The organism is Pseudomonas sp. LPH60, assembly GCF_030718165.1.
GTDB classification, from domain to species: Bacteria; Pseudomonadota; Gammaproteobacteria; order Pseudomonadales; family Pseudomonadaceae; genus Aquipseudomonas; species Aquipseudomonas danubii.
Genome location: NZ_JAVAJH010000011.1, coordinates 42,540 through 64,946, shown reverse-complemented (window position 1 = coordinate 64,946; position 22,407 = coordinate 42,540). Strand labels below are relative to the sequence as shown.

The 22,407-nt window shown below is 60.8% G+C and carries 23 protein-coding genes; 13 read left to right on the top strand and 10 right to left on the bottom strand.

Annotated features, from left to right (window positions below; genetic code table 11):
• Nucleotides 1-38 precede the first annotated feature (38 nt).
• Both Q8O96_RS29350 and Q8O96_RS29345 read left to right on the top strand, forming a co-directional pair.
• Nucleotides 39-890, top strand: coding sequence for a c-type cytochrome (locus tag Q8O96_RS29350; RefSeq protein ID WP_371826213.1), 852 nt, complete (start codon nucleotides 39-41; stop codon nucleotides 888-890).
• A gap of 69 nt (nucleotides 891-959) precedes the next feature.
• Nucleotides 960-1,190: a hypothetical protein gene (locus Q8O96_RS29345; protein ID WP_102863256.1), complete on the top strand. Its 231-nt coding sequence runs from the start codon at nucleotides 960-962 to the stop codon at nucleotides 1,188-1,190.
• Between the two features lie 15 nt (nucleotides 1,191-1,205).
• Here Q8O96_RS29345 and Q8O96_RS29340 read toward each other — a convergent pair whose 3' ends face one another.
• Entirely contained in the window at nucleotides 1,206-1,487 is a 282-nt protein-coding gene (locus tag Q8O96_RS29340; RefSeq protein ID WP_102863257.1) for a hypothetical protein, read from the bottom strand.
• Nucleotides 1,488-1,951: 464 nt separating this feature from the next.
• On the opposite strand from Q8O96_RS29340, the gene galU reads away from it, so the two are divergent.
• On the top strand, nucleotides 1,952-2,791 hold the full coding sequence (gene galU / locus Q8O96_RS29335) for a UTP--glucose-1-phosphate uridylyltransferase GalU (RefSeq protein WP_007935647.1): 840 nt from the start codon (nucleotides 1,952-1,954) through the stop codon (nucleotides 2,789-2,791).
• A gap of 131 nt (nucleotides 2,792-2,922) precedes the next feature.
• Nucleotides 2,923-4,281 (top strand): glutathione-disulfide reductase, encoded by a 1,359-nt coding sequence (gene gorA / locus Q8O96_RS29330; protein WP_102882609.1) that lies wholly within the window; start codon nucleotides 2,923-2,925, stop codon nucleotides 4,279-4,281.
• Here gorA and Q8O96_RS29325 read toward each other — a convergent pair whose 3' ends face one another.
• A complete protein-coding gene (locus Q8O96_RS29325; RefSeq protein WP_305949952.1) occupies nucleotides 4,282-5,289 on the bottom strand; it encodes a DNA-binding protein in 1,008 nt (335 codons plus the stop codon). It lies immediately after the preceding gene.
• Between the two features lie 180 nt (nucleotides 5,290-5,469).
• Here Q8O96_RS29325 and Q8O96_RS29320 point away from each other — a divergent pair, with 180 nt between their 5' ends.
• The 3 genes from Q8O96_RS29320 (at nucleotide 5,470) to ahpF (ending at nucleotide 8,822) form a co-directional block, all read left to right on the top strand.
• Nucleotides 5,470-6,408: a site-specific integrase gene (locus tag Q8O96_RS29320; RefSeq protein WP_305949951.1), complete on the top strand. Its 939-nt coding sequence runs from the start codon at nucleotides 5,470-5,472 to the stop codon at nucleotides 6,406-6,408.
• 151 nt (nucleotides 6,409-6,559) lie between these two features.
• Complete coding sequence (gene ahpC / locus Q8O96_RS29315; protein ID WP_011061677.1) at nucleotides 6,560-7,123, top strand: alkyl hydroperoxide reductase subunit C; 564 nt, start codon at nucleotides 6,560-6,562, stop codon at nucleotides 7,121-7,123.
• Between the two features lie 133 nt (nucleotides 7,124-7,256).
• Entirely contained in the window at nucleotides 7,257-8,822 is a 1,566-nt protein-coding gene (gene ahpF, locus Q8O96_RS29310; protein WP_102863261.1) for an alkyl hydroperoxide reductase subunit F, read from the top strand.
• A gap of 172 nt (nucleotides 8,823-8,994) precedes the next feature.
• On the opposite strand, the gene gloA is transcribed toward ahpF, so the two are convergent.
• Complete coding sequence (gene gloA / locus Q8O96_RS29305) at nucleotides 8,995-9,516, bottom strand: lactoylglutathione lyase (RefSeq protein WP_102863262.1); 522 nt, start codon at nucleotides 9,514-9,516, stop codon at nucleotides 8,995-8,997.
• A gap of 244 nt (nucleotides 9,517-9,760) precedes the next feature.
• Here gloA and Q8O96_RS29300 point away from each other — a divergent pair, with 244 nt between their 5' ends.
• Nucleotides 9,761-10,243 (top strand): DUF4946 domain-containing protein, encoded by a 483-nt coding sequence (locus Q8O96_RS29300; RefSeq protein WP_240322092.1) that lies wholly within the window; start codon nucleotides 9,761-9,763, stop codon nucleotides 10,241-10,243.
• Between the two features lie 232 nt (nucleotides 10,244-10,475).
• Here the strand turns inward: Q8O96_RS29300 and Q8O96_RS29295 are convergent, their stop codons facing one another.
• The 3 genes from Q8O96_RS29295 to Q8O96_RS29285 all read right to left on the bottom strand — a co-directional run bounded on the left by Q8O96_RS29295 (nucleotide 10,476) and on the right by Q8O96_RS29285 (nucleotide 13,600).
• On the bottom strand, nucleotides 10,476-10,841 hold the full coding sequence (locus Q8O96_RS29295) for a histone-like nucleoid-structuring protein, MvaT/MvaU family (protein ID WP_102863264.1): 366 nt from the start codon (nucleotides 10,839-10,841) through the stop codon (nucleotides 10,476-10,478).
• Between the two features lie 245 nt (nucleotides 10,842-11,086).
• Nucleotides 11,087-12,625 carry an EAL domain-containing protein gene (locus Q8O96_RS29290; protein ID WP_305949950.1) on the bottom strand — a complete coding sequence of 513 codons (1,539 nt, stop codon included), beginning with the start codon at nucleotides 12,623-12,625 and terminating at the stop codon, nucleotides 11,087-11,089.
• A gap of 81 nt (nucleotides 12,626-12,706) precedes the next feature.
• Entirely contained in the window at nucleotides 12,707-13,600 is an 894-nt protein-coding gene (locus Q8O96_RS29285) for a LysR family transcriptional regulator (RefSeq protein ID WP_102863266.1), read from the bottom strand.
• Nucleotides 13,601-13,685: 85 nt separating this feature from the next.
• Here Q8O96_RS29285 and Q8O96_RS29280 point away from each other — a divergent pair, with 85 nt between their 5' ends.
• The 3 genes from Q8O96_RS29280 to hpaR all read left to right on the top strand — a co-directional run bounded on the left by Q8O96_RS29280 (nucleotide 13,686) and on the right by hpaR (nucleotide 16,522).
• On the top strand, nucleotides 13,686-14,642 hold the full coding sequence (locus Q8O96_RS29280) for a DMT family transporter (RefSeq protein ID WP_305949949.1): 957 nt from the start codon (nucleotides 13,686-13,688) through the stop codon (nucleotides 14,640-14,642).
• Nucleotides 14,643-14,893: 251 nt separating this feature from the next.
• Nucleotides 14,894-15,970: a 4-hydroxyphenylpyruvate dioxygenase gene (hppD, locus tag Q8O96_RS29275; RefSeq protein WP_102863267.1), complete on the top strand. Its 1,077-nt coding sequence runs from the start codon at nucleotides 14,894-14,896 to the stop codon at nucleotides 15,968-15,970.
• Between the two features lie 129 nt (nucleotides 15,971-16,099).
• Entirely contained in the window at nucleotides 16,100-16,522 is a 423-nt protein-coding gene (gene hpaR / locus Q8O96_RS29270; RefSeq protein WP_102863268.1) for a homoprotocatechuate degradation operon regulator HpaR, read from the top strand.
• A 51-nt stretch (nucleotides 16,523-16,573) separates the two neighbouring features.
• Here the strand turns inward: hpaR and rarD are convergent, their stop codons facing one another.
• The 3 genes from rarD to Q8O96_RS29255 form a co-directional block, all read right to left on the bottom strand.
• Entirely contained in the window at nucleotides 16,574-17,455 is an 882-nt protein-coding gene (gene rarD, locus Q8O96_RS29265) for an EamA family transporter RarD (RefSeq protein WP_102863269.1), read from the bottom strand.
• A 201-nt stretch (nucleotides 17,456-17,656) separates the two neighbouring features.
• The gene (locus Q8O96_RS29260; protein ID WP_305949948.1) at nucleotides 17,657-18,670 is read right to left on the bottom strand and encodes an aldo/keto reductase; all 1,014 of its coding nucleotides are present in this window, start codon (nucleotides 18,668-18,670) and stop codon (nucleotides 17,657-17,659) included.
• Between the two features lie 203 nt (nucleotides 18,671-18,873).
• A complete protein-coding gene (locus Q8O96_RS29255) occupies nucleotides 18,874-19,776 on the bottom strand; it encodes a LysR family transcriptional regulator (protein ID WP_102863271.1) in 903 nt (300 codons plus the stop codon).
• 100 nt (nucleotides 19,777-19,876) lie between these two features.
• Between Q8O96_RS29255 and Q8O96_RS29250 the strand changes: the two genes are divergently transcribed.
• Together Q8O96_RS29250 and Q8O96_RS29245 are read left to right on the top strand one after the other, a co-directional pair.
• A complete protein-coding gene (locus Q8O96_RS29250; RefSeq protein ID WP_305949947.1) occupies nucleotides 19,877-20,608 on the top strand; it encodes an SDR family oxidoreductase in 732 nt (243 codons plus the stop codon).
• Complete coding sequence (locus Q8O96_RS29245) at nucleotides 20,605-21,015, top strand: hypothetical protein (protein ID WP_102863273.1); 411 nt, start codon at nucleotides 20,605-20,607, stop codon at nucleotides 21,013-21,015. The genes Q8O96_RS29250 and Q8O96_RS29245 overlap by 4 nt, the downstream gene beginning before the upstream one ends.
• A 77-nt stretch (nucleotides 21,016-21,092) precedes the next feature.
• On the opposite strand, the gene Q8O96_RS29240 is transcribed toward Q8O96_RS29245, so the two are convergent.
• Nucleotides 21,093-22,403 carry an MFS transporter gene (locus tag Q8O96_RS29240; RefSeq protein ID WP_305949946.1) on the bottom strand — a complete coding sequence of 437 codons (1,311 nt, stop codon included), beginning with the start codon at nucleotides 22,401-22,403 and terminating at the stop codon, nucleotides 21,093-21,095.
• Between the last annotated feature and the right edge of the window lie 4 nt (nucleotides 22,404-22,407).

The window sequence follows — 22,407 nt, the reverse complement described above, 5'->3', positions numbered from 1 at the left end:
CATTGCTTGCCGTTCAAGTTCAGGCCGCCTCCATCGCCATGGAGGATCAGTCGCAGATACCGGCGCCAAGCGCTCCCGCTCATACCCAGTACTTCCAGCCGCCGGCCGAGGGCGAGTTACCGGACAATGCCTACGGCAAGCTGGTGCGCGAAGGTCATGCCTTGTTTGTCGACACCAAGCGCCTGGCGCCGCAGTACGTGGGCAACGGGCTCAATTGCAGCAACTGTCACCTTGACCAGGGCCGCCTGGCCAACTCCGCGCCGCTTTGGGGCGCCTATCCGATGTATCCCGCCTACCGCAAGAAGAACGACAAGGTGAACACCTTTGCCGAACGCTTGCAGGGCTGCTTCCAGTTCAGCATGAATGGTGGCAAGCCGCCGGCGGCGGACAGTCCGGAGATTACTGCGCTGTCGGTCTATGCCTACTGGCTGGCGAGCAAGGCGCCCCTGGGCGTGGAGCTGCCTGGAAGGGGGTATCCGGATGTGGCCCAGCCTGCCAAGGGCTATGACCTGAAGCGGGGCGCGGCGGTGTATCAGGCGCAATGCGCGGTCTGCCATGGCGAGCAAGGTCAGGGCCAGAAGGCTGGCGCGGACTATGTGATGCCGCCGCTTTGGGGCAAGGATTCCTACAACTGGGGCGCGGGGATGCATCGGATCAATACGGCGGCGTCCTTTATCAAGCACAACATGCCCCTGGGCAAGGGCGGCAGCCTGAGCGACCAGCAGGCCTGGGATGTGGCAGCCTTCGTCAACAGCCACGAGCGGCCCCAGGACCCGCGCCTGGTGGAGGGCTCCATCGAGAAGACCCGAATCAAGTTTCACGCCAATGACGGGGTAAATTTGTACGGTCAGACAGTAGAGGGCGTGCTGATAGGCCAGGGCATCCGATAAACTATCCCCTATCGTCAACGATGCCGCCCGGGTTCAAGCCTTGGCGGCATCGTCTTTTTGGGAGAAAGCATGAAGCGGGAACACGTCAGGGAAAAGCATGCAGAGGGCTTGATCTCTGCCACTCACGTGATTCAGAACCCGGCCAACTCCGGGGAATGGATTGTGTTTTTCAAGAAGAGTGCCGGACGCAGCTACTTTCTGGTGGATGAGAGCGACGAGGTGGAATCCTTTTCCCGTCTTGACGATCTGATCGAAACCATTCGCGGCCTGGGCATCAAGTTTGCCGAGATTCACATGTAGTGGGGCGTTTGCCCGCTATTTGCAGACGACTATCACGCTGCGGCTTTTGTAGTTGCCAACGTCGACTCCCAGGGTCTTGTCGCTTTCCTTGGGGGCGGGTGTGCCTTCGGTGCTGACGATCTGATAGCCCGTGCCGGCGCAGGACGCTTCGGCTTTTTCATAGCAGCTGGCCCAGGAGCCGGCTTCCCCGGAGCAGTCGATGCTCAGGCCTTGTTCGCCATTGGTCAGATAGGTGTTGGAAGCCGTGGCGCATCCGGTCAGAGCCAGTACAGCGGTGACTGCGAGAAGTCTGTTCATGGGGGGATTTCGTTGTCTGGGAGGGGGATGTGTTGGGAGGCGGGTATCGATGTGGCGATGCTATAGCTAATAGCCATTTCGGTACAGCGCATCACCTTAGTCCGCAGGCATTGCCGAAAAGTGCCGCATCTGGATATAGCAGCTCTTGTGTCGGGAATCCAAGGGCTATTTCGTTGCCGTCGACGGTGCCATCAGTGTTGCGTGGAAAATGCAATTGTCTGTGCCTTTGCGGGCTCGCATGGGAAGCATCTCGATCTGGCTGGTCAAGGCTCCAGGTGGCGGTTTACAAGCCCTGTGAGGTGATGAAGGTTTACGCCGTGCGCTATCTGGAGGATGCTGCGGAACTATCTGGCGCTTTATTTCTCTATGATGGCAGCGGTTAGCCAGCGCGGGGCATTGTAAGGTGCACGCGGCCTGATTAGACTGCGCCGAAACTCGTACGCACAGCCTTTTTAAGGACTCATATGATCAAGAAATGCTTGTTCCCAGCAGCCGGTTACGGTACTCGCTTCCTGCCAGCGACTAAAGCCATGCCTAAAGAAATGCTGCCGGTGGTGAACAAGCCACTGATCCAGTACGGCGTTGAAGAAGCGCTGGATGCTGGACTGACTGAAATCTCCATCGTGACCGGCCGTGGCAAACGCGCCCTCGAAGACCACTTCGACATCAGTTACGAGTTGGAAAACCAGATCAAGGGCACCGATAAGGAAAAGTACCTGGTTGGTATCCGCAAACTGCTGGATGAGTGCTCGTTCTCCTACACTCGCCAGACCGAAATGAAAGGCCTGGGCCACGCGATTCTGACCGGTCGCCCGCTGATCGGTGATGAACCCTTCGCCGTGGTACTGGCAGACGACCTGTGCGTCAACCTCGAAGGCGACGGCGTGCTGACCCAGATGGTCAAGCTGTACAAACAGTTCCGCTGCTCGATCGTGGCCATCCAGGAAGTCGACCCGCAGGAAACCAACAAGTACGGTGTGATCGCCGGCGAGATGATTCGCGATGACATCTATCGCGTTCACAGCATGGTCGAGAAGCCAAAGCCGGAAGACGCCCCGTCGAACCTGGCGATCATCGGTCGTTACATCCTGACGCCGGACATCTTCGATCTGATCGAGCAGACCGAGCCGGGCAAGGGGGGTGAAATCCAGATCACCGATGCCCTGATGAAGCAGGCGCAGAACGGTTGTGTAATGGCCTACAAGTTCAAGGGCACGCGTTTTGACTGCGGTGGCGCCGAGGGTTACATCGACGCGACCAACTTCTGCTTCGAGAACTTCTACAAGACCGGCAAGGCGTACTGATAGTCGCCTCGCGGGGTTGTCGGAAAAAGCCACCTTCGGGTGGCTTTTTCATTGCCCGCCCTTATGTAAAGCCACGGCGCTGACCCGATCGCCATCTGCGGTTATGCTGTCAGTCTGCCTGGGAGAGTGAAATGGCCTACGATTTTGATCTTTATGTAATTGGTGCCGGTTCCGGCGGTGTACGTTGCGCACGCTTTGCTGCGGGTTTCGGGGCGAAAGTCGCGGTGGCCGAGAGCCGCTATCTGGGCGGTACCTGTGTCAACGTCGGCTGCGTGCCCAAAAAACTCCTGGTGTACGGAGCCCACTTCGCCGAAGACTTCGAGCAGGCCTCGGGTTTTGGCTGGTCACTGGGCGAGGCGAACTTTGATTGGGCGACTTTGATCGCCAACAAGGATCGCGAAATCAATCGCCTTAATGGCATCTACCGTAATCTGCTGGTCAACAGTGGCGTGACCCTGCACGAAGGCCATGCCAAGTTGATCGATCCTCATCAGGTGGAGGTCAATGGCCAGCGCTACAGTGCCAGGCACATCCTGATTGCCACAGGCGGCTGGCCGCAGATTCCGGATATTCCCGGTCGCGAGCATGCCATCAGTTCCAATGAGGCGTTCTTCCTCAAAGCTTTGCCAAAGCGTGTCCTGGTGGTGGGCGGTGGTTACATTGCGGTGGAGTTTGCCGGGATCTTCCACGGCCTGGGTGCCGATACCCAGTTGCTGTATCGCGGTGATCTGTTCCTGCGTGGCTTTGATGGCGCGGTGCGCAAGCATTTGCAGGAAGAGCTGACCAAGCGCGGCCTGGGACTGCAATTCAATGCGGATATCGAACGCATCGACAAGCAGGCCGATGGCAGTCTGGAGGTCACCCTCAAGGACGGTCGCAAGCTAGCAACAGATTGCGTGTTCTACGCCACTGGGCGTCGGCCGATGCTCGACAACCTGGGGCTGGAGAATACCGGTGTCAAACTCGATAAGCGCGGCTTTATCGAGGTCGACGACCAGTACCAGAGCAGCGAGCCGTCGATCCTGGCCATTGGCGATGTAATTGGTCGCGTACAACTGACACCTGTGGCCCTGGCAGAAGGCATGGCCGTGGCTCGGCGTCTGTTCAAGCCGGAACAGTATCGCCCGGTGGATTATCGGATGATTCCGACGGCGGTCTTCAGCTTGCCGAATATCGGCACCGTTGGCTTGACCGAAGAGCAGGCGCGCGAGGCGGGGCACAAGGTGCAGATCTTCGAAAGCCGTTTCCGGCCGATGAAGCTGACGCTGACCGACTGCCAGGAGCGCACCCTGATGAAGCTGGTGGTGGATGCCGAGAGCGACAGGGTGCTGGGGTGCCACATGGTTGGACCTGATGCCGGGGAAATTGTCCAGGGCCTGGCGATTGCCCTGAAGGCGGGAGCCACCAAGCGCGACTTCGACGAAACCATCGGCGTGCATCCGACGGCTGCCGAAGAGTTCGTTACCCTGCGTACCCCTGTCGCGGACTGATCACGCGTCTGCAGGCGTGTCTGGCTGCGCCTTGGTTGCCGCAGCCAGGCGCAGCGCCTCAAGGCCGGCCTCGGCCTTGGCGGCGCGCAACTCCATCTCCTTGCTCAATCGAGTCTGGCTGTCGGCTCTTTCCTTGAGTGCCTGAATCTCCTCCGAGGCTACGCGCAAGCGTTCCTGGAGCAGGGCGACGGCGCTGTCCTGACGCGCCAGCTGCTCGCTGAGCAGTGCTTGCGATACGGTGCTCTTGCTCGCGGCGTCCTGGGCCAGCTTAAGCTCCTTGTGGGTGGCTCGCTGCTCGCTGAGCAGACGTTCATTGTCACGATGCAGTTGGGTGATTTCATCCTGGCGCACCAGTGCGCTCTGCTGAGCCTGGCGCAGCTCCATTTGCACCTGTTGGATCTGGCCTTCGTGGCGACGCTGTTCCTGTTCGCGTTGTTCCTTGCTGGCGACGCGATAGTGCTCCAGGGCGTCCCGGGCATGCAGGTGCTTTTCTTCCAGGGAGCGGATCTGTTGCTCCTTGTCTTCCAGGCGCAGATGGCAATCCTTCAAGGCTTGATTGAGTTCGGCGTTGCGGGTCTGTTCGCTCTGCAGCATGGAGCGGGTGTCTTGCAGGGCGGCACTTTCCCCGGCCAGGGCGCTGGCCTGGATTTGTAGCTGCTGTTGCAGTTGCTCTTGGGTCTGCCGCGCTTGCTCCAATTGCTGCTCGAAGGCCCGCTTCTGTTGTTCGGAGTGGGCGAGGGCCTGTTCCAAAGGTTCCTGGGCCTGCTCCTGCAGGCGTTGAGCCAGTCGTCCCACCAGTTCGCTCAACTCTTCATCCAGCGGCATCGGGCCCGCATCTCGGCGGCTGGTGCCGTCATCCAGCTCCTTCAAATAGCGGTGGATGGTGGTTTTCGAGCCGGTATTGCCCATTTCTATGCGTACTGCATCGATGCTGGGGTGTTCGCCGCGGGCAAGAATCGCCTGACGCGCTTTCTTCACCACCGCCTTGTTTATGCCTCCGCGAGCCATGGCTCCTCCAACGATTTGATACTGTGATACATGGTATGTAATTGATGGTTATTGTACAGATGGATGAAGCTGCTAGATAGAGAAAATATGACCTGGGATATTGTAGTATTACCCAGTGTCACGGGGCATGCGGCGCTTCTTTGTCTTTTGTGGCCGTACATCTGCCGGGGTTGAATTGTCATGAGTGAACTGGATCGTTACCTGCAAGCCGCTACCCGCGATAACACCCGTCGCAGTTATCGGGCAGCGATCGAGCATTTCGAGGTGCAGTGGGGCGGATTCCTGCCGACGACGGCGGAGAGCGTGGCGCGTTATCTCGCGGCCTACGCCGGGGAGTTGTCGATCAACACCCTGAAGTTGCGCCTTTCTGCCCTGGCTCAATGGCACAACAGCCAGGGCTTTGCCGATCCGACCAAGGCGCCGGTGGTACGCCAAGTGTTCAAGGGCATTCGTGCATTGCATCCAGTGCGTGAGAAACAAGCCGAGCCCTTGCAGTTACGGCACCTGGAGCAGGTGATTGGCTGGCTTGACGAGGAGGGCACAGCCGCTGCCGCCGAAGGCCGTCAGGCCGACCTGTTGCGAGCACGCCGCGACCGGGCGCTGATCCTGCTGGGGTTCTGGCGGGGTTTTCGCAGTGATGAACTGTGTCGCTTGCAGATCGAGCATGTGCAGGCTGTGGCCGGTTCCGGCATCAGCCTCTATCTGCCGCGCAGCAAGGGTGATCGCGACAACCTGGGGCGCACTTTTCACACGCCGGCGCTGCAGCGCTTATGCCCGGTGCAGGCCTATGTCGACTGGATCAACAGCGCCGCGCTGGTGCGTGGTCCGGTGTTTCGCAGCATCGACCGCTGGGGCCACCTGAGCGAACAGGGGTTGCACGCCAATAGCGTGATTCCGTTACTGCGCCAGGCCCTGGAGCGCGCCGGCATTGATGCCGAGCATTACACCAGCCACTCCCTGCGCCGTGGTTTTGCCACCTGGGCCCATCGCAACGGGTGGGACCTCAAGTCCCTGATGAGCTATGTGGGCTGGAAGGACCTGAAGTCCGCCATGCGCTACGTGGAGGCCAGCCCGTTCATGGGCATGGCGCTGATTGATCCGCAGCCGGTCCGTCGGTAATCAAAGGTTTCTTCTATTAATACTGTCGGCTGATAGTCAAAGCCAATCGATAGCATCAGGTTTGCCAATGAGCCAAGCGGCAAGTCATTGGTTAGGATTCTCCCCATCAAGTTTTCACCCAATGTTTTCAACCACTGATGGAGAGTCAACGATGCCTATCATCAACAGCCAAGTTAAACCGTTCAAAGCTACCGCATTCAAAAACGGCGCATTCGTCGAAGTGTCGGACGCTGATCTGAAAGGCAAATGGTCTGTCGTGTTCTTCTACCCGGCTGACTTCACCTTCGTTTGCCCAACCGAGCTGGAAGACCTGGCCGACAACTACGCCGAATTCCAGAAACTGGGCGTTGAGATCTACAGCGTTTCCACCGACACCCACTTTGCTCACGCTGCCTGGCACAACACTTCGCCAGCCATCGGCAAAATCCAGTACACCATGATCGGCGACCCGACCCTGGCCATCTCCCGCAACTTCGACGTGCTGATCGAAGAAGCCGGTCTGGCTGACCGCGGTACCTTCGTGATCAACCCGGAAGGCCAGATCAAGATCGTTGAAATCAACGATGGCGGCGTAGGCCGTGACGCTTCCGAGCTGCTGCGCAAGATCAAGGCCGCTCAGTACGTTGCCGCTCACCCAGGCGAAGTCTGCCCAGCCAAGTGGAAAGAAGGCGAGGCCACTCTGGCTCCGTCCCTGGACCTGGTTGGCAAGATCTAAGTCCATGCATTACCCAAGGGCGGTGATCCGCACTTAAGTCAGCTGCACCGCCCCTAAAACGCCCGGGCGAGATTCGCTCGGGCGTTTTTTTTTACCGAACCATCTCTTTATTCAGAACATGGAAATCGCCCGTATGTTGGACGCCAATCTTAAAGCTCAGTTGAAGTCATACCTGGAACGGGTCACCCAGCCGATCGAGATCGTCGCCTCCCTCGACGACGGTGCGAAATCCCAGGAAATGCTCGCGTTACTCAAAGACATTGTCAGTCTTTCCAACCAGATTACGTTGCTCGACAACGGTACCGATGGGCGCAAGCCGTCGTTCACGTTGAATCGCCCGGGAGGCGATATCAGCCTGCGTTTCGCCGGTATTCCGATGGGCCACGAATTCACTTCCCTGGTGCTGGCCCTGCTGCAAGTGGGCGGCCATCCGTCGAAAGCCAGTGCTGAAGTGATCGAGCAGATTCGCTCGCTCAAAGGCGAGTTCAACTTCGAAACCTACTTCTCGCTGTCCTGCCAGAACTGCCCGGACGTGGTCCAGGCCTTGAACCTGATGGCGGTCCTCAACCCGAACATCCGTCATGTGGCGATCGACGGCGCGCTGTTCCAGGCCGAAGTCGATGAGCGCAAGGTCATGGCGGTGCCCAGTGTCTACCTCAATGGCGTGAACTTCGGTCAGGGCCGCATGGGGCTGGAAGAGATCCTCGCCAAGCTCGACAGCGGTGCGGTAGAGAAGCAAGCGCAGAAGCTCAACGCCAAAGAGGCCTTTGATGTGCTGGTGGTCGGCGGCGGTCCCGCCGGTGCTTCGGCAGCCATCTACGCCGCTCGTAAAGGCATTCGTACCGGGGTCGCGGCCGAGCGCTTCGGCGGCCAGGTACTGGACACCATGGCCATCGAGAACTTTGTTTCGGTGAAAGAGACCGAAGGGCCAAAACTGGCCGCGGCACTGGAAGAGCACGTCAAGCAATACGACGTCGACATCATGAACCTGCAGCGAGCCAGTGCCCTGGTGCCGGCCAAGGAAGTGGGCGGCCTGCATGAGATTCAGTTTGAAAGCGGCGCCAGCTTGAAGGCCAAGTCGGTGATCCTGGCGACAGGTGCCCGTTGGCGTGAAATGGGTGTGCCGGGTGAGCAGGAGTACAAGGCCAAGGGCGTGTGTTTCTGCCCGCACTGCGATGGTCCGCTGTTCAAAGGCAAACGGGTGGCGGTGATTGGTGGCGGTAACTCCGGCGTCGAAGCGGCTATCGACCTGGCGGGTATCGTCAGCCATGTCACCTTGCTGGAGTTCGACAGCAAGCTGCGGGCCGATGCCGTGTTGCAGCGCAAGCTGTACAGCCTGCCCAACGTCAAGGTCATCACCAGTGCCCTGACCAGTGAAGTGAAGGGTGATGGGCAGAAGGTCACCGGCCTGGCCTACAAGGATCGCGATTCGGGTGAATTCCACACGGTGGACCTGGAAGGCATCTTTGTGCAGATCGGCCTGCTGCCCAACACCGACTGGCTCAAGGGCTCGGTAGAACTGTCGCCTCGTGGCGAGATCATCGTCGATGCCCGTGGCGAGACTTCGCTGCCCGGCGTATTTGCTGCCGGAGACGTGACCACCGTGCCCTACAAGCAGATCGTGATTGCGGTGGGTGAGGGCGCCAAGGCTTCCCTCAGTGCATTCGATCACTTGATCCGCACATCAGCACCGGCTTGATCGGCCGCTGAACAAACAAAACCCCATGAGCCTGGCTCATGGGGTTTTTTTATGGCTGCCTGGGTCGGCGCCGGCTTGCCAGTGAAGAGGCTGTTGGGCCTGGCGCAGTCCTTGCGGATGCGTTCGCTGGCAATCCAGTTCCTACACAGGCCGGCTCTGCACCTGCATCGGGTTACAGCGGCGCTGGCTGGATGATCTCGACCCAGTAGCCATCGGGGTCCTTGATGAAGGCCAGGCTCTTCATGCGGCCATCATTCAGGCGCTTCTGAAAGTCGCAGCCCAGGGTCTCGAAACGTTCGCAGGCAGCGACAATATCCGGTACCGAGATGCAGATATGGCCGAAGCCACGCGGGTCGGTGTTGCCGTTGTGGTAGGCGAAATCCGGATCGTTCTCGGTGCCGTGGTTGTGGGTCAGCTCGAGAATCCCGGGGATCGACTTCATCCATTCGGTACGGGCCGCAGCGTCGGCCGGAATCTGCGACTTGTCCACCAGTGCGAGGAAGTACAGGCTGAATTCGGCTTCGGGGAAATCACGTTTTTCCACCAGGGAAAAGCCCAGGACCCGAGTGTAGAAGTCCAGGGAGCGAGTGATGTCCTTGACCCGCAGCATGGTGTGGTTGAAGACGAAACGAGCAGTGGCTGCGTCCGGTTGGGCGGTCACGCCAGGGAAAGTGTTGAGTTCGTTGAGGCTCATGGGCCCTCCAGAAGAAAGTGCGGCAAAGGCTGCCCGCGAGGGCGGGGAAGTCCTTGTCTGGCAATGGTTCGGACATCCTTGGAAGCGGGCAATGATACGCAACTGGACAGGATGGCGCCAAACCCAAAGCTCCTGATCTATTGCCCATTCCTGGCGCCGGGCTCAGACTTCAAGGCCCGTTTCTTTAGTGTGCCAATCCATGATCGAGTCGCTTAGAGCCCAGGCTGTGGCCGTTTTACTGTTGATGTTTGCGGGCGTTGTCCAGGCGCAACCGGAGGTTGCCTGGCCCGAGGGCTGGACTGTGGAGCCAGTGCCGGTCCAGGAGGCGGATCAGGCTGCGCAGGTTTCCCGGCAGCGGGCGGTGAAGAATGATGCCGCGGGCAATCCGCAACTGGTCATGGAGTTGACCATGACCCAGGTGGAACGCGGGCATGTAGTCAATCTTCAAGGGGTATTGCTGGAGATGCGCAAGTCAGTGCAGAAAGACTTTGCCCGCAGTGGATATCAGAGTGTCTGTAACAAGATTCATGCTGCACAGTTGAGTCGTCTGGACGCTCTGGAGACCACTTGTACCATTACCCAGAATGGGCGACATGTGTTGTCGCAAACACTGGTGGCGGCACTGGATGAGGATAAGGCTTATGTACTTTCATACGCCGGTCAGGCGGCGGCTTATGCCGATAGTCAGGATCAGATACTGGCTGTACGAAATAGCCTCAAACTTTAAGGAAAAATCTGAAACAGTCGGTTTGCTTTTCGCGTGTAGCGAGTTCGTTTTCGAGAAAGGCATTAAGCGACTAGTTGCTTTGGGGGCTGGCTTTATAGCAAAGCCTATCGCGAGATGGCTGATTGCCATCGGTTGGGCTGGATCTTCCCTTAGATTCAAGTCGTAATAAGAATACTCTTGTCAATGTAAAAGGCCCTGCATATGCAGGGCCTTTTTCAGGTGGCGGCTTTGTTCAAGCGCGCAGCCAGGAATCCACAGTGGCAGCACCGTACTGTTCTTTCCAGGCTTTCAGGCCGCGATGATTGCCGCCCTTGGTTTCAATCAGTTCACCGGTGTGCGGGTTCTGATAGACCTTCACCACACGTGCGCGGCGCTGTTTAGGGGCGTTGGCTTGTGGCAGGCCGCTTTTGCCCAGGTTGGGATCAAGGATTGCGATAATGTCACGCAAACTCTTGTCGTAGGATTTCATCAGGGCCTGAAGTTTCTCTTCGAACTCGATTTCCTTTTTGAGTCCGGCGTCGTTCTTCAGGGATTCAAGCTGCGCGAGCTGTTCTTGAAGTGCTTTTTCTGCAGCACGAAATTCAGCAAGTCTGGACAATATCTTCACTCCAATAGTCTATTTTGGCTGATACAAACCACAAACAAAGCTATAAGCCATAAGCCGGTTAAGGCTCGATTAAGTGGCCTACCTGTGAATCTTGTACAGGCGGGAAAAATTGTAGTAGTTAATGGCGCGAGAGTAAATCAGGTTGTTCTTGTTCAAGCCTGTATTTGCCAATTGAATCAAATTGGTGCGTATCCCGAGTTACCGTAGTCGAGCACTTAATGTTCTGGTATGGCTATTTAATGGCGCGCCAGGGCCGCAACAAATTCCGCACTGGGCATGGGGCGCCCAAATAAATAACCTTGCAGGAAATCCACGCCTTGAGCCGCCAGGTAATCCCGCTGCTCGGCAGTTTCAATACCTTCGGCGACGATGCCCAGATCGAGTTTGGTCGAGAGTTGAATAATGCTGTCGAGTATATGCAGCGACAGTGCGTCGGCACCGATCATGGCGACAAAGCTTTGATCGATCTTCAAGTAATCGACATTGAACTGACGCAGATAACCCAGGCTGGAATGCCCGGTGCCGAAGTCGTCGATGGCGATCATTACCCCGAGTTCGTGCAGAGCGGCAAACAGCTGCTGGGTGGTGGCTGTGGGCTCGATCAGTTCGCGTTCGGTCAACTCCAGCACCAGGATCACCTTGCCGGGAGGGAAGGCGGCGAGAAACTCCCGGCAGTCCTCCAGCAACTGCAAGTCATGGCAGTGACTGGCAGTGATGTTGATGCCGATATGAAAACCGTCGGTGAAGCCAGCGGCGTGGGGGGCCAGCACCTGCATCGTCTGCTGCATCAGCGAACGGGTCATGGGCACGATCAGCCCGGAATGTTCGGCGAAAGGGATGAACAGGTCCGGACGCACGAGTCCCTCTCGCGGATGTTGCCAGCGCATCAGCACTTCAATGCCGGCCCATTGCAGCGTGTCACCGCGCACCACCGGCTGAAAGTATGGGATGAACTCCCGGGCTTCCAGTGCCCGGCGCAATTCATGGCTGGGAGAGGCGGAGCGCTTCTGCAACCAGTGGGCCAGGACACCGGCGCCGGCACCGAGAAAGACCAGCAGGCTGAACAACGCCGGGTACTGGCTTTTCATGTATTTCCAGATGTCCCCCTCGGGAAATCCTGTACTGACGCTGTAGGGATAACGCGATGAACTCAGATGCAGGGGGGCCACTGCTGCCAGTGGCGGTGCGCCGTCGTGGACCCCGCCATCACTGGACAGCCAATGCTCGCCCACCTGCAGCCGCAAATGAGCGAAGCGGCTGATCAGGCGCAGGGCGTTGGTCAGGTGATAACCGTCGATGGTCGCCAGGGCCGAGCGCTCCCCCTCACTCAAGCGGTAGATCAGCAGCGCGGTGTTGGGGGTGACGGGATTGCCACTCATGAGCCAGAGCCGGCCGTCAACGTAATCCCGGGGATCGAGGGGCACCGGATAGCTGCCCAGCAATGAACTGCAATAGTTGTTGTTGCGCCACACCAGGTTGGTCGAGCGCACGAATGGTCGGCGAGTCACTTGGTTCCTCAGGGCCAGTTGCCGTACCTCGTCGCACTCCAGACCTGCCTGGGGCAGCAGCGCCCTGGCGGCAATATCGGTGTTGTCCAGCATCAGGTCGAACTGGCGGATGGCTTCCTCGGCGGTTTCCAGGCTGCTGCGCACCAGCGCTCGTTCGGCCTGGGCGTAGTAAATGACGGCCCCCAGTCCGATGGGAAGCACAATCGCCAACACTGTCCAGAGTCTGCGGGTAGAACGCTTGAGCGGACCTTTGGCGGTCAGGGGCATGGATCGAACCTGTGGCGGAGGAGGGGCGGGCCAGCGTCTGGCTGCCGCAGCGGTGGCGGCAGCCTCCTGACATTGTCTGGATCATCGCAGGATAGACGGCTTTGGATGACGATACAGACGTTGCGCATGCTGGATGAAGGCCAGTGTCGCCGGCGATGCCTGGCGCCGATCGAGCACGGCGATCCCCACTTGGCGCCGCACCGGCGGCGACAGGGGCTTGCTCCCATAGCGGGCGTCCGCAGTCGGGGGCAAGGACAGCTCGGCCAGAATGCTCAAGGCGTCACCCCGGGCCACGGTTTCCAGGGTGCTGAGCAGTTGCGAACTGCGGTAGCGGATGTTGGGGCTCAGGCCGGCGCCGATGAACAAGCGCGTAACCAGCTCGGCCGAGCCGGCTTCGGTCAGCACGAAGGGATCGTGACACAGCTGTTCGAGGCGGATCTCTTGCTCCCGGGCCAGGGCATGGCCTGCGGGAATCAGCGCCATCAACTGGTCCTCGATCAGGGCGAAGGTATCGAAACGCTCCTCGGGCAACACCACGAAGCCGACGTCGACCCGTCGCTCCTCCAGCCATTGCAGCACCTGGCGATCCGGCCCCTCGTCGATATGCACCTCGATCCCCGGATGCTCGCGCCGGTACTCCTCGAGGATGGATGGCAACAGGCGCATGGAGGAGGTGGGGCCAAAGGAGCCGATGCGCAAGGTGCCGCGCTTCATGCCCCGAGCATCGGCGGCCTCCTGTTCCAAGGTCGCCGCCAGCCCCAGCATGGCCCGGGCCCGCAGCAACAGTTGGCCACCAATATCGGTGAGCTCGACCTGGGCCTGATGGCGGCGGAACAGTTCGACCCCCAGTTCCTGTTCCAGGGACTTGATGGCGTGGGACACGGCCGACTGGGTGATGCCCAGGCGCGTGGCGGCGCTGGTAAAACCCGCCAGTTCGGCCACCCGGGAGAAGATCTCCAATTGGGTCAGGGTCATGAGTAAAAGCTCATTTTACGATGATGAGCCATTAGACAAAGAATGACCTCAGAGCACAAATCCACGACCACAGAGCAGCATGATCATGAGTGAAAGCAGTATTAGCGGCGCCCTGGCGGCCGATCACGCAGGCCTGTCGGTCTATTGCAAACTGGTGGCAGTGACCATGATCTGGGGCGGCACCTTCGTCGCCGGGCGTTACCTGGCCGGCGGGCTTTCCCCCTGGCTGGCTGCCAGTCTGCGCTTCTTGCTCGCCAGCCTGGCCCTGCTTGGCTTCATGGCGGTGGCGCGCATTGCCCTGGTCAGACCCAGCCTCAAGCAGCTCAGCCAACTGGCGCTCCTGGGGTTCTTCGGCATCTTCTTCTACAACCTGTGCTTCTTCCTCGGCCTGCAACAGGTCAACGCCTCGCGGGCGTCCCTGATCGTGGCGCTCAATCCTGCGGTGATTGCCCTGGCGTCCTGGGCACTGTTCAAGGAACGCCTGAGCCGGCGCAAGTTGTTGGGCATCCTGTCGTGCCTGAGTGGCGCGGCCCTGGTGATCTGCAGTCGCGATCCTTCGGCCCTGGCTGCCGGGGCAGGGGGCTGGTATGGCGACCTGCTGATACTCGGCTGCGTCCTGGGTTGGGGGGTGTACTCGCTGTGTTCCAAAGGTCTCAATCAGCACCTTGGCCCGTTGCAGACCGTTACCTATTCGATCCTGATGGGAACCCTGATGCTGTGGGCTGCAACCCTGGCCCGGGGTGAGTTTGACCTGCATGCCATTGTCCGCCTGGACCTGAGCCAGGGCTTGAGCCTGCTGTACCTGGGCGTCCTGGGTTCCGCGCTGGCCTATATCTGGTACTACGACGGCCTGCGACGCATCGGTGCCACCCGCTCCGGAGTATTCATTGCCCTCAACCCGCTGACGGCAGTCCTGCTGGGCGCACTGTTGCTGGGAGAGCAACTGAGCCTGGTGATGGGAATGGGCGGGGTGTTGATTCTCGGCGGCATCTACCAGTGCAACAAACCCCTTGCGGGCCAGGCGAAAAAGGCGATTTTATAGAGAATGCGGACAAAGGCTTTTACGCTGTGTAGAATCCGGTTACGCATACAATAATAAAGTCTTCTGGCAGCAGAAGCCTCGCCCCCCAGCCTGTAAGACAGGGTCGAAATGAAGATTCTCGGGTTTCAACTGATCTACGGTGACTTCCTCGCCCGCAGCGTGCGGGGCATCTCCTGCGCACCGCCTTCTTTCCTCAGCATTGATAGCAACTAACGATCCGTTAATTCTAAAAATATGATGAGGCGCCAACCATGGCAGATATCTTCGAAAACCCAATGGGCCTGATGGGCTTTGAATTCATCGAATTCGCATCGCCTACCCCCAATACCCTCGAACCGATCTTCGAGATCATGGGTTTCACCAAAGTCGCGACCCATCGTTCAAAAGACGTGCATCTGTACCGCCAGGGTGCGATCAACCTGATCCTCAACAACGAACCCCACAGTGTTGCCTCGTACTTCGCCGCTGAACACGGCCCGTCGGTATGCGGCATGGCGTTCCGGGTCAAGGATTCGCAAAAGGCCTACAAGCGTGCCCTGGAACTGGGCGCCCAGCCGATCCACATTGAAACCGGGCCGATGGAGTTGAACCTGCCGGCAATCAAGGGCATCGGCGGCGCGCCGTTGTACCTGATCGACCGTTTCGGTGAAGGCAGCTCGATCTATGACATCGACTTTGTGTTCCTCGAAGGCGTGGACCGCAACCCACCGGGTGCCGGCCTGAAGATCATCGACCACCTGACCCACAACGTGTATCGCGGGCGCATGGCCTATTGGGCCGGCTTCTACGAGAAGCTGTTCAACTTCCGCGAGATCCGTTACTTCGACATCAAGGGCGAATACACCGGCCTGACCTCCAAGGCCATGACCGCTCCGGATGGCATGATCCGTATCCCGTTGAACGAGGAATCGTCCAAGGGCGCCGGGCAGATCGAAGAGTTCCTGATGCAGTTCAATGGCGAGGGCATCCAGCACGTGGCCTTCCTCACCGACGATCTGGTGAAGACCTGGGACGCGCTGAAGAAGATCGGCATGCGCTTCATGACCGCGCCGCCGGCAACCTACTACGAGATGCTCGAAGGCCGCCTGCCGAACCACGGCGAGCCGGTCAATGAGTTGCAGTCCCGCGGCATCCTGCTGGACGGCTCCTCGGAAGCCGGTGACAAGCGCCTGCTGCTGCAGATCTTCTCGGAAACCCTGATGGGGCCGGTATTCTTCGAATTCATCCAGCGTAAAGGCGACGATGGTTTCGGCGAGGGCAACTTCAAGGCACTGTTCGAATCGATCGAACGCGACCAGGTGCGTCGCGGGGTACTGGCCACCGAGTAACCCTCGGCAGGCTTGAACACAGAGCCCGATCAGGCCATGCCTGATCGGGCTTTATATTGCCTGTCGGTTGGCGATAGTGAATGTGTTAATGTTTCCGCCTTTGTTTCCCAGCCCTTGACCGATGCCTCGATGAACACACCCAGACCGTCCCTGACCTTGACCCTGTTGCAGGCCCGTGAGGCCGCCATGGCCTTTTTCCGCCCCTCGCTGAACCAGCACGACCTGACCGAACAGCAGTGGCGGGTGATCCGCATCCTGCGCCAGAACGGCGAGCTGGAGAGCCACCAACTGGCAAAGATGGCCTGCATCCTGCCACCGAGCATGACCGGCGTGCTGACCCGCCTGGAGCGTGACGAGTACGTCAGCCGTCGCAAATCCCCAGAGGACCAGCGCCGCCTGTTCATCACCCTGACCGACAAGGGCCAGGCCTGTTTCGAATCCATGAGCGGCGACATGGAAATCAACTACCAGAAAATCCAGCAGCAATTTGGCGAGGACAAGATGCAGGCCTTGCTGGCCCTGCTCAATGAGCTCAAGCAGATCAAACCCTGATCCCCAACGGCGCCCGAACCTGGGCTGCCCAGGCCCATGCGGGCGCGTCGATCAGTTGCGGCGCTGGCGCAGCAGGTGCCTGACCCCTTCGAGCACCAGCACCAGCACCGCCAGCCAGACCGGGATGTAAGTCAGCCATTCCCCGGCCTTGATGCTTTCCCCCAGCAGCAGGGCGACAAACAGCAGCAACACTGGCTCCACATAGCTGAGCAGGCCGAACAGGCTGAAGGCCAGCAAGCGACTGGCGATGACGTAGCACGCCAGCGCCGAGGCGCTGATCACCCCCAGCAGAGGAATCAGCAGGTACAGGCCGGGATGGCTGTCCACCACGGCAAATCCCTGTTCGCCGCCTTGCACAAACCACAGTGCCACCGGGATCAACAGCGCCATGTCCAGCCACAGGCCACCCAGATGATCGGTGCCCAGGCGCCGCCGCAGGACGAAATACACCGGGTAGCCCACGGCCACCACCAGGGTCGCCCAGGAAAAACTGCCCACTTGATACAACTCGTTGAGCACCCCGAGGCAGGCCAGCAGCGTGGCCACTTTCTGCAGGCGCGACAGACGCTCGCCATACACGATGCGTCCGGTCAGGACCATGGTCAGCGGCAGCAGGAAGTACCCCAGTGACACATCCAGGCTGTAGCCGTTGAGCGGCGCCCACATGAACAGCCAGAGCTGCACCCCCACCAGGGCCGACGACAGCAGCAACACCAGGCTCAGCAGCGGTTTGCCTGCCACCTGGCGCAGCACTTGGCCGACCCGGTGCCACTCGCCGCTGAAGATCATGAACAGGGTCATGCAGGGCAGGGTCAGCAGCATCCGCCAGCCGAAAATCTCCACCCCGGTCAGGGGCGTCAGCAGGGAGGTGTAGAAATACATGACGGCAAACAGCACCGACGCCAGGACCGATAAGGCAATTCCTTTAGACACACTGTCCTCGTAATACCCGAACGCTCGGGACACATAGAAATAGGGGGGAGAAGCGAGGGGGAATATAGAGGGTCAGGCGCGAGTTTTTTGCTCTGATTGCGCCATCGTGGCGGGATTTTTTCTCGTTTATGGCCACAGTGCCGCCGAGCCTGCTGAGCCCAAGGCCGGTGGCGCGCGCCTTTGCGCCGCCACCGGCAGCGTTCAGCCCAGGTGCGGAAAACGACCGGAGACGAAATGACTCACATCGTTGAAGCCCGGCGTCGAGGCGTGCCCCGGGGTCACCAGGGCGTCGATGAAGGCTTCATCCTCTGGGCTGATCTTCACCTCAAGGGCCCGGGTGTAGGCGTCCCACTGGGCTTCGGTACGCGGACCGACAATCGCTGAACTCACCGCCTGGTTGTTCAGCACCCAGGCGATGGCGAACTCGACGATACCGACCCCGCGGTCCTGGGTGTATGCCTGGATCTGCTGGGCGATGCGCAGGGATTCCACCCGCCACTCGGTTTCCAGGATGCGCTTGTCCTGGCGTCCGGCGCGGCTGCTGCTGTCCGGGGCCGTGTCCGGCGCGTACTTGCCACTGAGCACGCCACGGGCCAGCGGGCTGTAAGGCACCACGCCCAGGCCATAGGCCTTGGCCGCGGTGATCTGCTCGGTCTCGGCCTGGCGGTTGACGATGTTGTACAGCGGCTGGCTGATGACCGGGCGGTCCACCCCCAACTGGTCGGCCACGCGAATGGCCTCGGCAATCCGCCAGCCTCGGTAGTTGGACAGGCCCCAGTAGCGGATCTTGCCCTGGCGCAGCAGGTCGCCGATGGCCGAGAGGCTCACCTCCAGCGGGGTGTTGTGGTCCTCGCGGTGCAGGTAGTAGATGTCCAGGTAGTCGGTGCCCAGGCGGGTCAGGCTGGCCTCGATGCAGTTGAAGATGTGCTTGCGGCTCAGGCCGCTGCGGTTGGGCACGCCATCCGCCGGGCCGAAGCCGACCTTGGACGCCAGCACCCACTCATGGCGGTGGCGGGCGATGGCTTCACCGACGATTTCCTCGGAGCGGCCCTGGGTGTAGACGTCCGCGGTGTCGATGAAGTTGATCCCCTGGTCCCAAGCCTTGTCGATGATGCGCAGCGAGTCTTCGGTGCTGGTCTGCTCGCCGAACATCATGGTGCCCAGGGTCAGGCTGGAAACCTTGAGACCGGAATGGCCGAGGGTGCGATAGCTCATGGGCGAAATCCTTGTGCTAGAAGGGTGGCCGGGGCATCTCCGGCCATGGGGGCGACCATCAAATACCACAACGCCGGGCTAGCGCAATGCCTGAATGGCGCCTCCTCGCCGGGGCCGGCCTTTCGGCAAAGAGGCCCGTGAGATCGCCTGCAAGGACATTGCGCAGGAGCCGGCTTGCCGGCCAGCCGCCCCCGGACCGGCGCTCAACACGGGCACAGCGCCCGACAGCGCTGCAACACAAAGCTGTGCAGCAGGCGCACCCGCTCGGAAACCTGCAGGCGATGGGGGCACAGCAGATTGAACGGCGCCCGTTCCCCTTGCCAGTCGTCGAGCAGCGGCACCAGGCGCCCGGCGCGGATATCCTCGGCCACATCCAGCCGGGCCTTGTAGACAATGCCGTGGCCGGCCAGGGCCCAGCGCCGGGCCACTTCGCCGTCGTCGCACAGGTAGTCGCCGCGCACGGGCACCTCGCGAGTCTCGGCGCCACGGCTGAAACGCCAGCTGTCATAGGGTTGGCCGTTACGCAGGTAGAGCAGGGCACTGTGGTGCGACAGGTCTTCGGGGGACTGCGGGGTGCCGCAACGGGCCAGGTAAGCCGGGCTGGCGCACACCAGGCGACGATGTTCGGGGAGGATCGGCAGGGCCACCAGGCTCGAGTCCGCCGGCACGCCAAAGCGCAGGGCCACATCCACGGTGTCGCGGAACAGGTCGGCGTGGCGGTCATTGAGCCGCAGTTGCAGGCGCAGTTGCGGGTGCTCGGCCTTGAATTCGTCAAGCCAGGGCAGCAGCGCGTTGCGTCCGAAATCCGAGGGCGCCGACAGTTGCAGCACACCGGCCAGGCCCTGGCTCTGCTGCTTGAGCGCCTGCTCACCGTCCTCCAGGGTGGCCAGGGCCAGACGCACGCTTTCCAGGTAGCGGCGCCCCTCTTCGGTCAGGCGCATGCTGCGGGTGGAGCGCGCCAGCAGGCGGCTGCCCAGGCGGGTTTCCAGGCGCTTGAGGGCGATGCTGGCCGCAGCGGCCGTCATGCCCAGGGAGCGGGCGGCGGCGGAAATGCTCCCGGAATCGGCCGTGCGCACGAAAATTTCCAGGTCGAGGATTGAGCTCATTAGTAAAAATCCTTTAAAGATCTTTGCGTTTTAGCGGGATTTTTCCTCGATTGGCAAGCTGTGAAGATGCAATCACCTTTACATGACCCAGGGGATCGCAATGACTCTTTCCAATCCAAGCTTGCAGCACAAGACCGTGGTGGTGATTGGCGCCGGCAGCGGCATCGGTGCTGCCGTGGCCCGTCAGGCGGCCGCACGCGGGGCCAAGGTGGTACTCGCCGGGCGCAGCCTCGAAGCCTTGCAACGGCAGCAGGCGCAGTTGCCGCCCTCGGCCCGCAGCCTCGCCGTGGACATCACCGACGCCGCCAGCCTCGGTGATCTGTTCAGCGCCGTGGGCGCCTTTGACCATCTGGTGATCAGTGCCGGTCCGGCGATCACCGCCAAGCCCCTGGCCGACACCGATCTGCTGGATGCCCAGCGGGCGTTCGAGGTGAAGTTCTGGGGCGTGTGGCACGCGGTCCAGGCGGCGCTGCCCCATCTGGCGGCTCAAGGCAGCATCAGCCTGACCTCAGGTTTGCTGTCACGCAAAATGGTTCCCGGACAAGTGCTCAAGACCACCCTCAATGCCGCTCTCGAAGCCCTGGGCAAGCACCTGGCCAAGGAACTGGCGCCACGCCGGGTGAATGTCATCAGCCCTGGGGTCACTGCCACCGAAGCCTATGCTGGTCTGACGGCGGAGGCCCGGGCAGCAATGTTTACCCGCACCGCCGCCAGCCTGCCGGTGGGTCGTGTCGGCCAGCCGGATGACATCGCCGCGGCCTTTATCCTGGCCATGGAGAACGGCTTTATCAGCGGCAGCCTGATCGACGTCGATGGCGGTGGCCTGTTATGAGCTGGCGCTTCGATCACCTGGCGTTCAACTGTGCCCAGGGCCAGGCGTTGCAGCAGGCATTCGCCGATCTGTTGGGCCTGCAAGCGGGACGGCGTCCCCCGTTTCCCTTTCCCGGGCGCTGGCTGTATCAGGACCGGCAGGCGCTGGTCCACGTCATCGAACAGGCCGATAGCCCCGAGCCGCAACTGAGCCACATCGCCTTCAGCACCCAGGAGGCGGCCGACGCCGTGTTACGGCGAGTGCAAGCCAGTGGCCTGGAGCATCAGGTGGCGCAGGTCCCGGAAGACGGCATCTGGCAGATCTTCGTCCGCTTGCCCGGCGGCCTGGTGCTGGAGCTGGATGCCCCGGCGGCGGGGGAATTGAGCATCAGCCACGACTACGCCCGGCACGGTGGCGCCCCGAGCTGAGGCCGGCCATGAAAAAGCCCGTTGGAGCAGAGGCTCGAACGGGCTTTTTTCGTTGTTGTGCGGTGTGTTGCCGGGGTTCAGCGGTTCAGGGTGCGGGTCATGCGCAGGGCCAGCAGGCTACCGCCGACAATCACCCCGGCCAGCAGGTACAGCGCGGCATCGGTGGAGCCGGTGCTGTCCTTGACCCAACCGACCAGGTAGGGGCTGAGGAAGCCGGCCATCTGGCCCATGGAGTTGATCAGCGCCAGGCCACCGGCCGCGGCTCCGGCACTGAGCAGGGCGGTGGGCACCGGCCAGAACATCGGCAGGCCGGTGAGGGCGCCCATGGTGGCGAGGGTCAGGCCGAGGATGGCCAGGGCCGGGGTGCTGGCGAAGTTCACCGCGATCAGCAGGCCCACGGCGCCCATCAGCATCGGCACCACAAGGTGCCAGCGGCGCTCCTTGCGCAGGTCCGCCGAACGGCCCACCAGCAGCATGAACACCGCCGCCAGCAGGTAGGGAATCGCACTCAGCCAGCCGATCACCAGATTGTCGGCAAAGCCCAGGTTCTTGATGATCGACGGCAGCCAGAAGTTGATCGCGTAGACCCCGCTCTGGATGCAGAAATAGATCAGGCCGAAGGCCCAGATCGCCGGGTTCTTGAACACGGCTGCCAGGGAATCGCTGGCGGTTTTCGGCTGGTTGGCGGCGTCCGCGGCCTGGTCGGCCTCCAGCACCGCGCGTTCAGCCGGCGTCAGCCACTTGGCGTGGGCGAAGCTGTCGCTGAGCAGGAAGAACGCCACGGCGCCGAGTACCACCGTGGGAATGCCCTGCAGCAGGAACATCCACTGCCAGCCGGCGAGGCCGCCTTGTCCGGCCGCGAAGTGATTGAGAATCCAGCCGGAAAACGGGCTGCCCAACAACCCTGAGACCGGGATCGCCGACATGAACAGGGCCATGATCCGGCCCCGGCGGAAGGTCGGGAACCACTGCGAAAGGTACAGCACCACCCCGGGGAAGAAGCCGGCTTCGGCGGCTCCGGTGAACAGGCGCAAGGTATAGAACTGGGTCGGCGTGGTGACGAACAGCAGGCAGGTGGACAGGGTGCCCCAGGTGATCATCATCAGCGCGATCCAGCGCCGTGGGCTGAACCGGTTCAGCGCCAGGTTGCTCGGTACGCCGCACAGCACGTAACCGATAAAGAAGATCCCGGCGCCCAGGCCGTAGACCGTTTCACTGAATTTCAGGGCATCGAGCATCTGCAACTTGGCGAAGCCAACGTTGACCCGGTCGAGGTAGTTGAACAGATAGCAAACGAAGATGAAGGGGATCAGGCGCAGGGTGATGCGCTTGTAGACGGCGTGCTTGTCGTCAGCCTGGGCCAGTGGGGCAGCGGCGCTCTGTGACATGGAG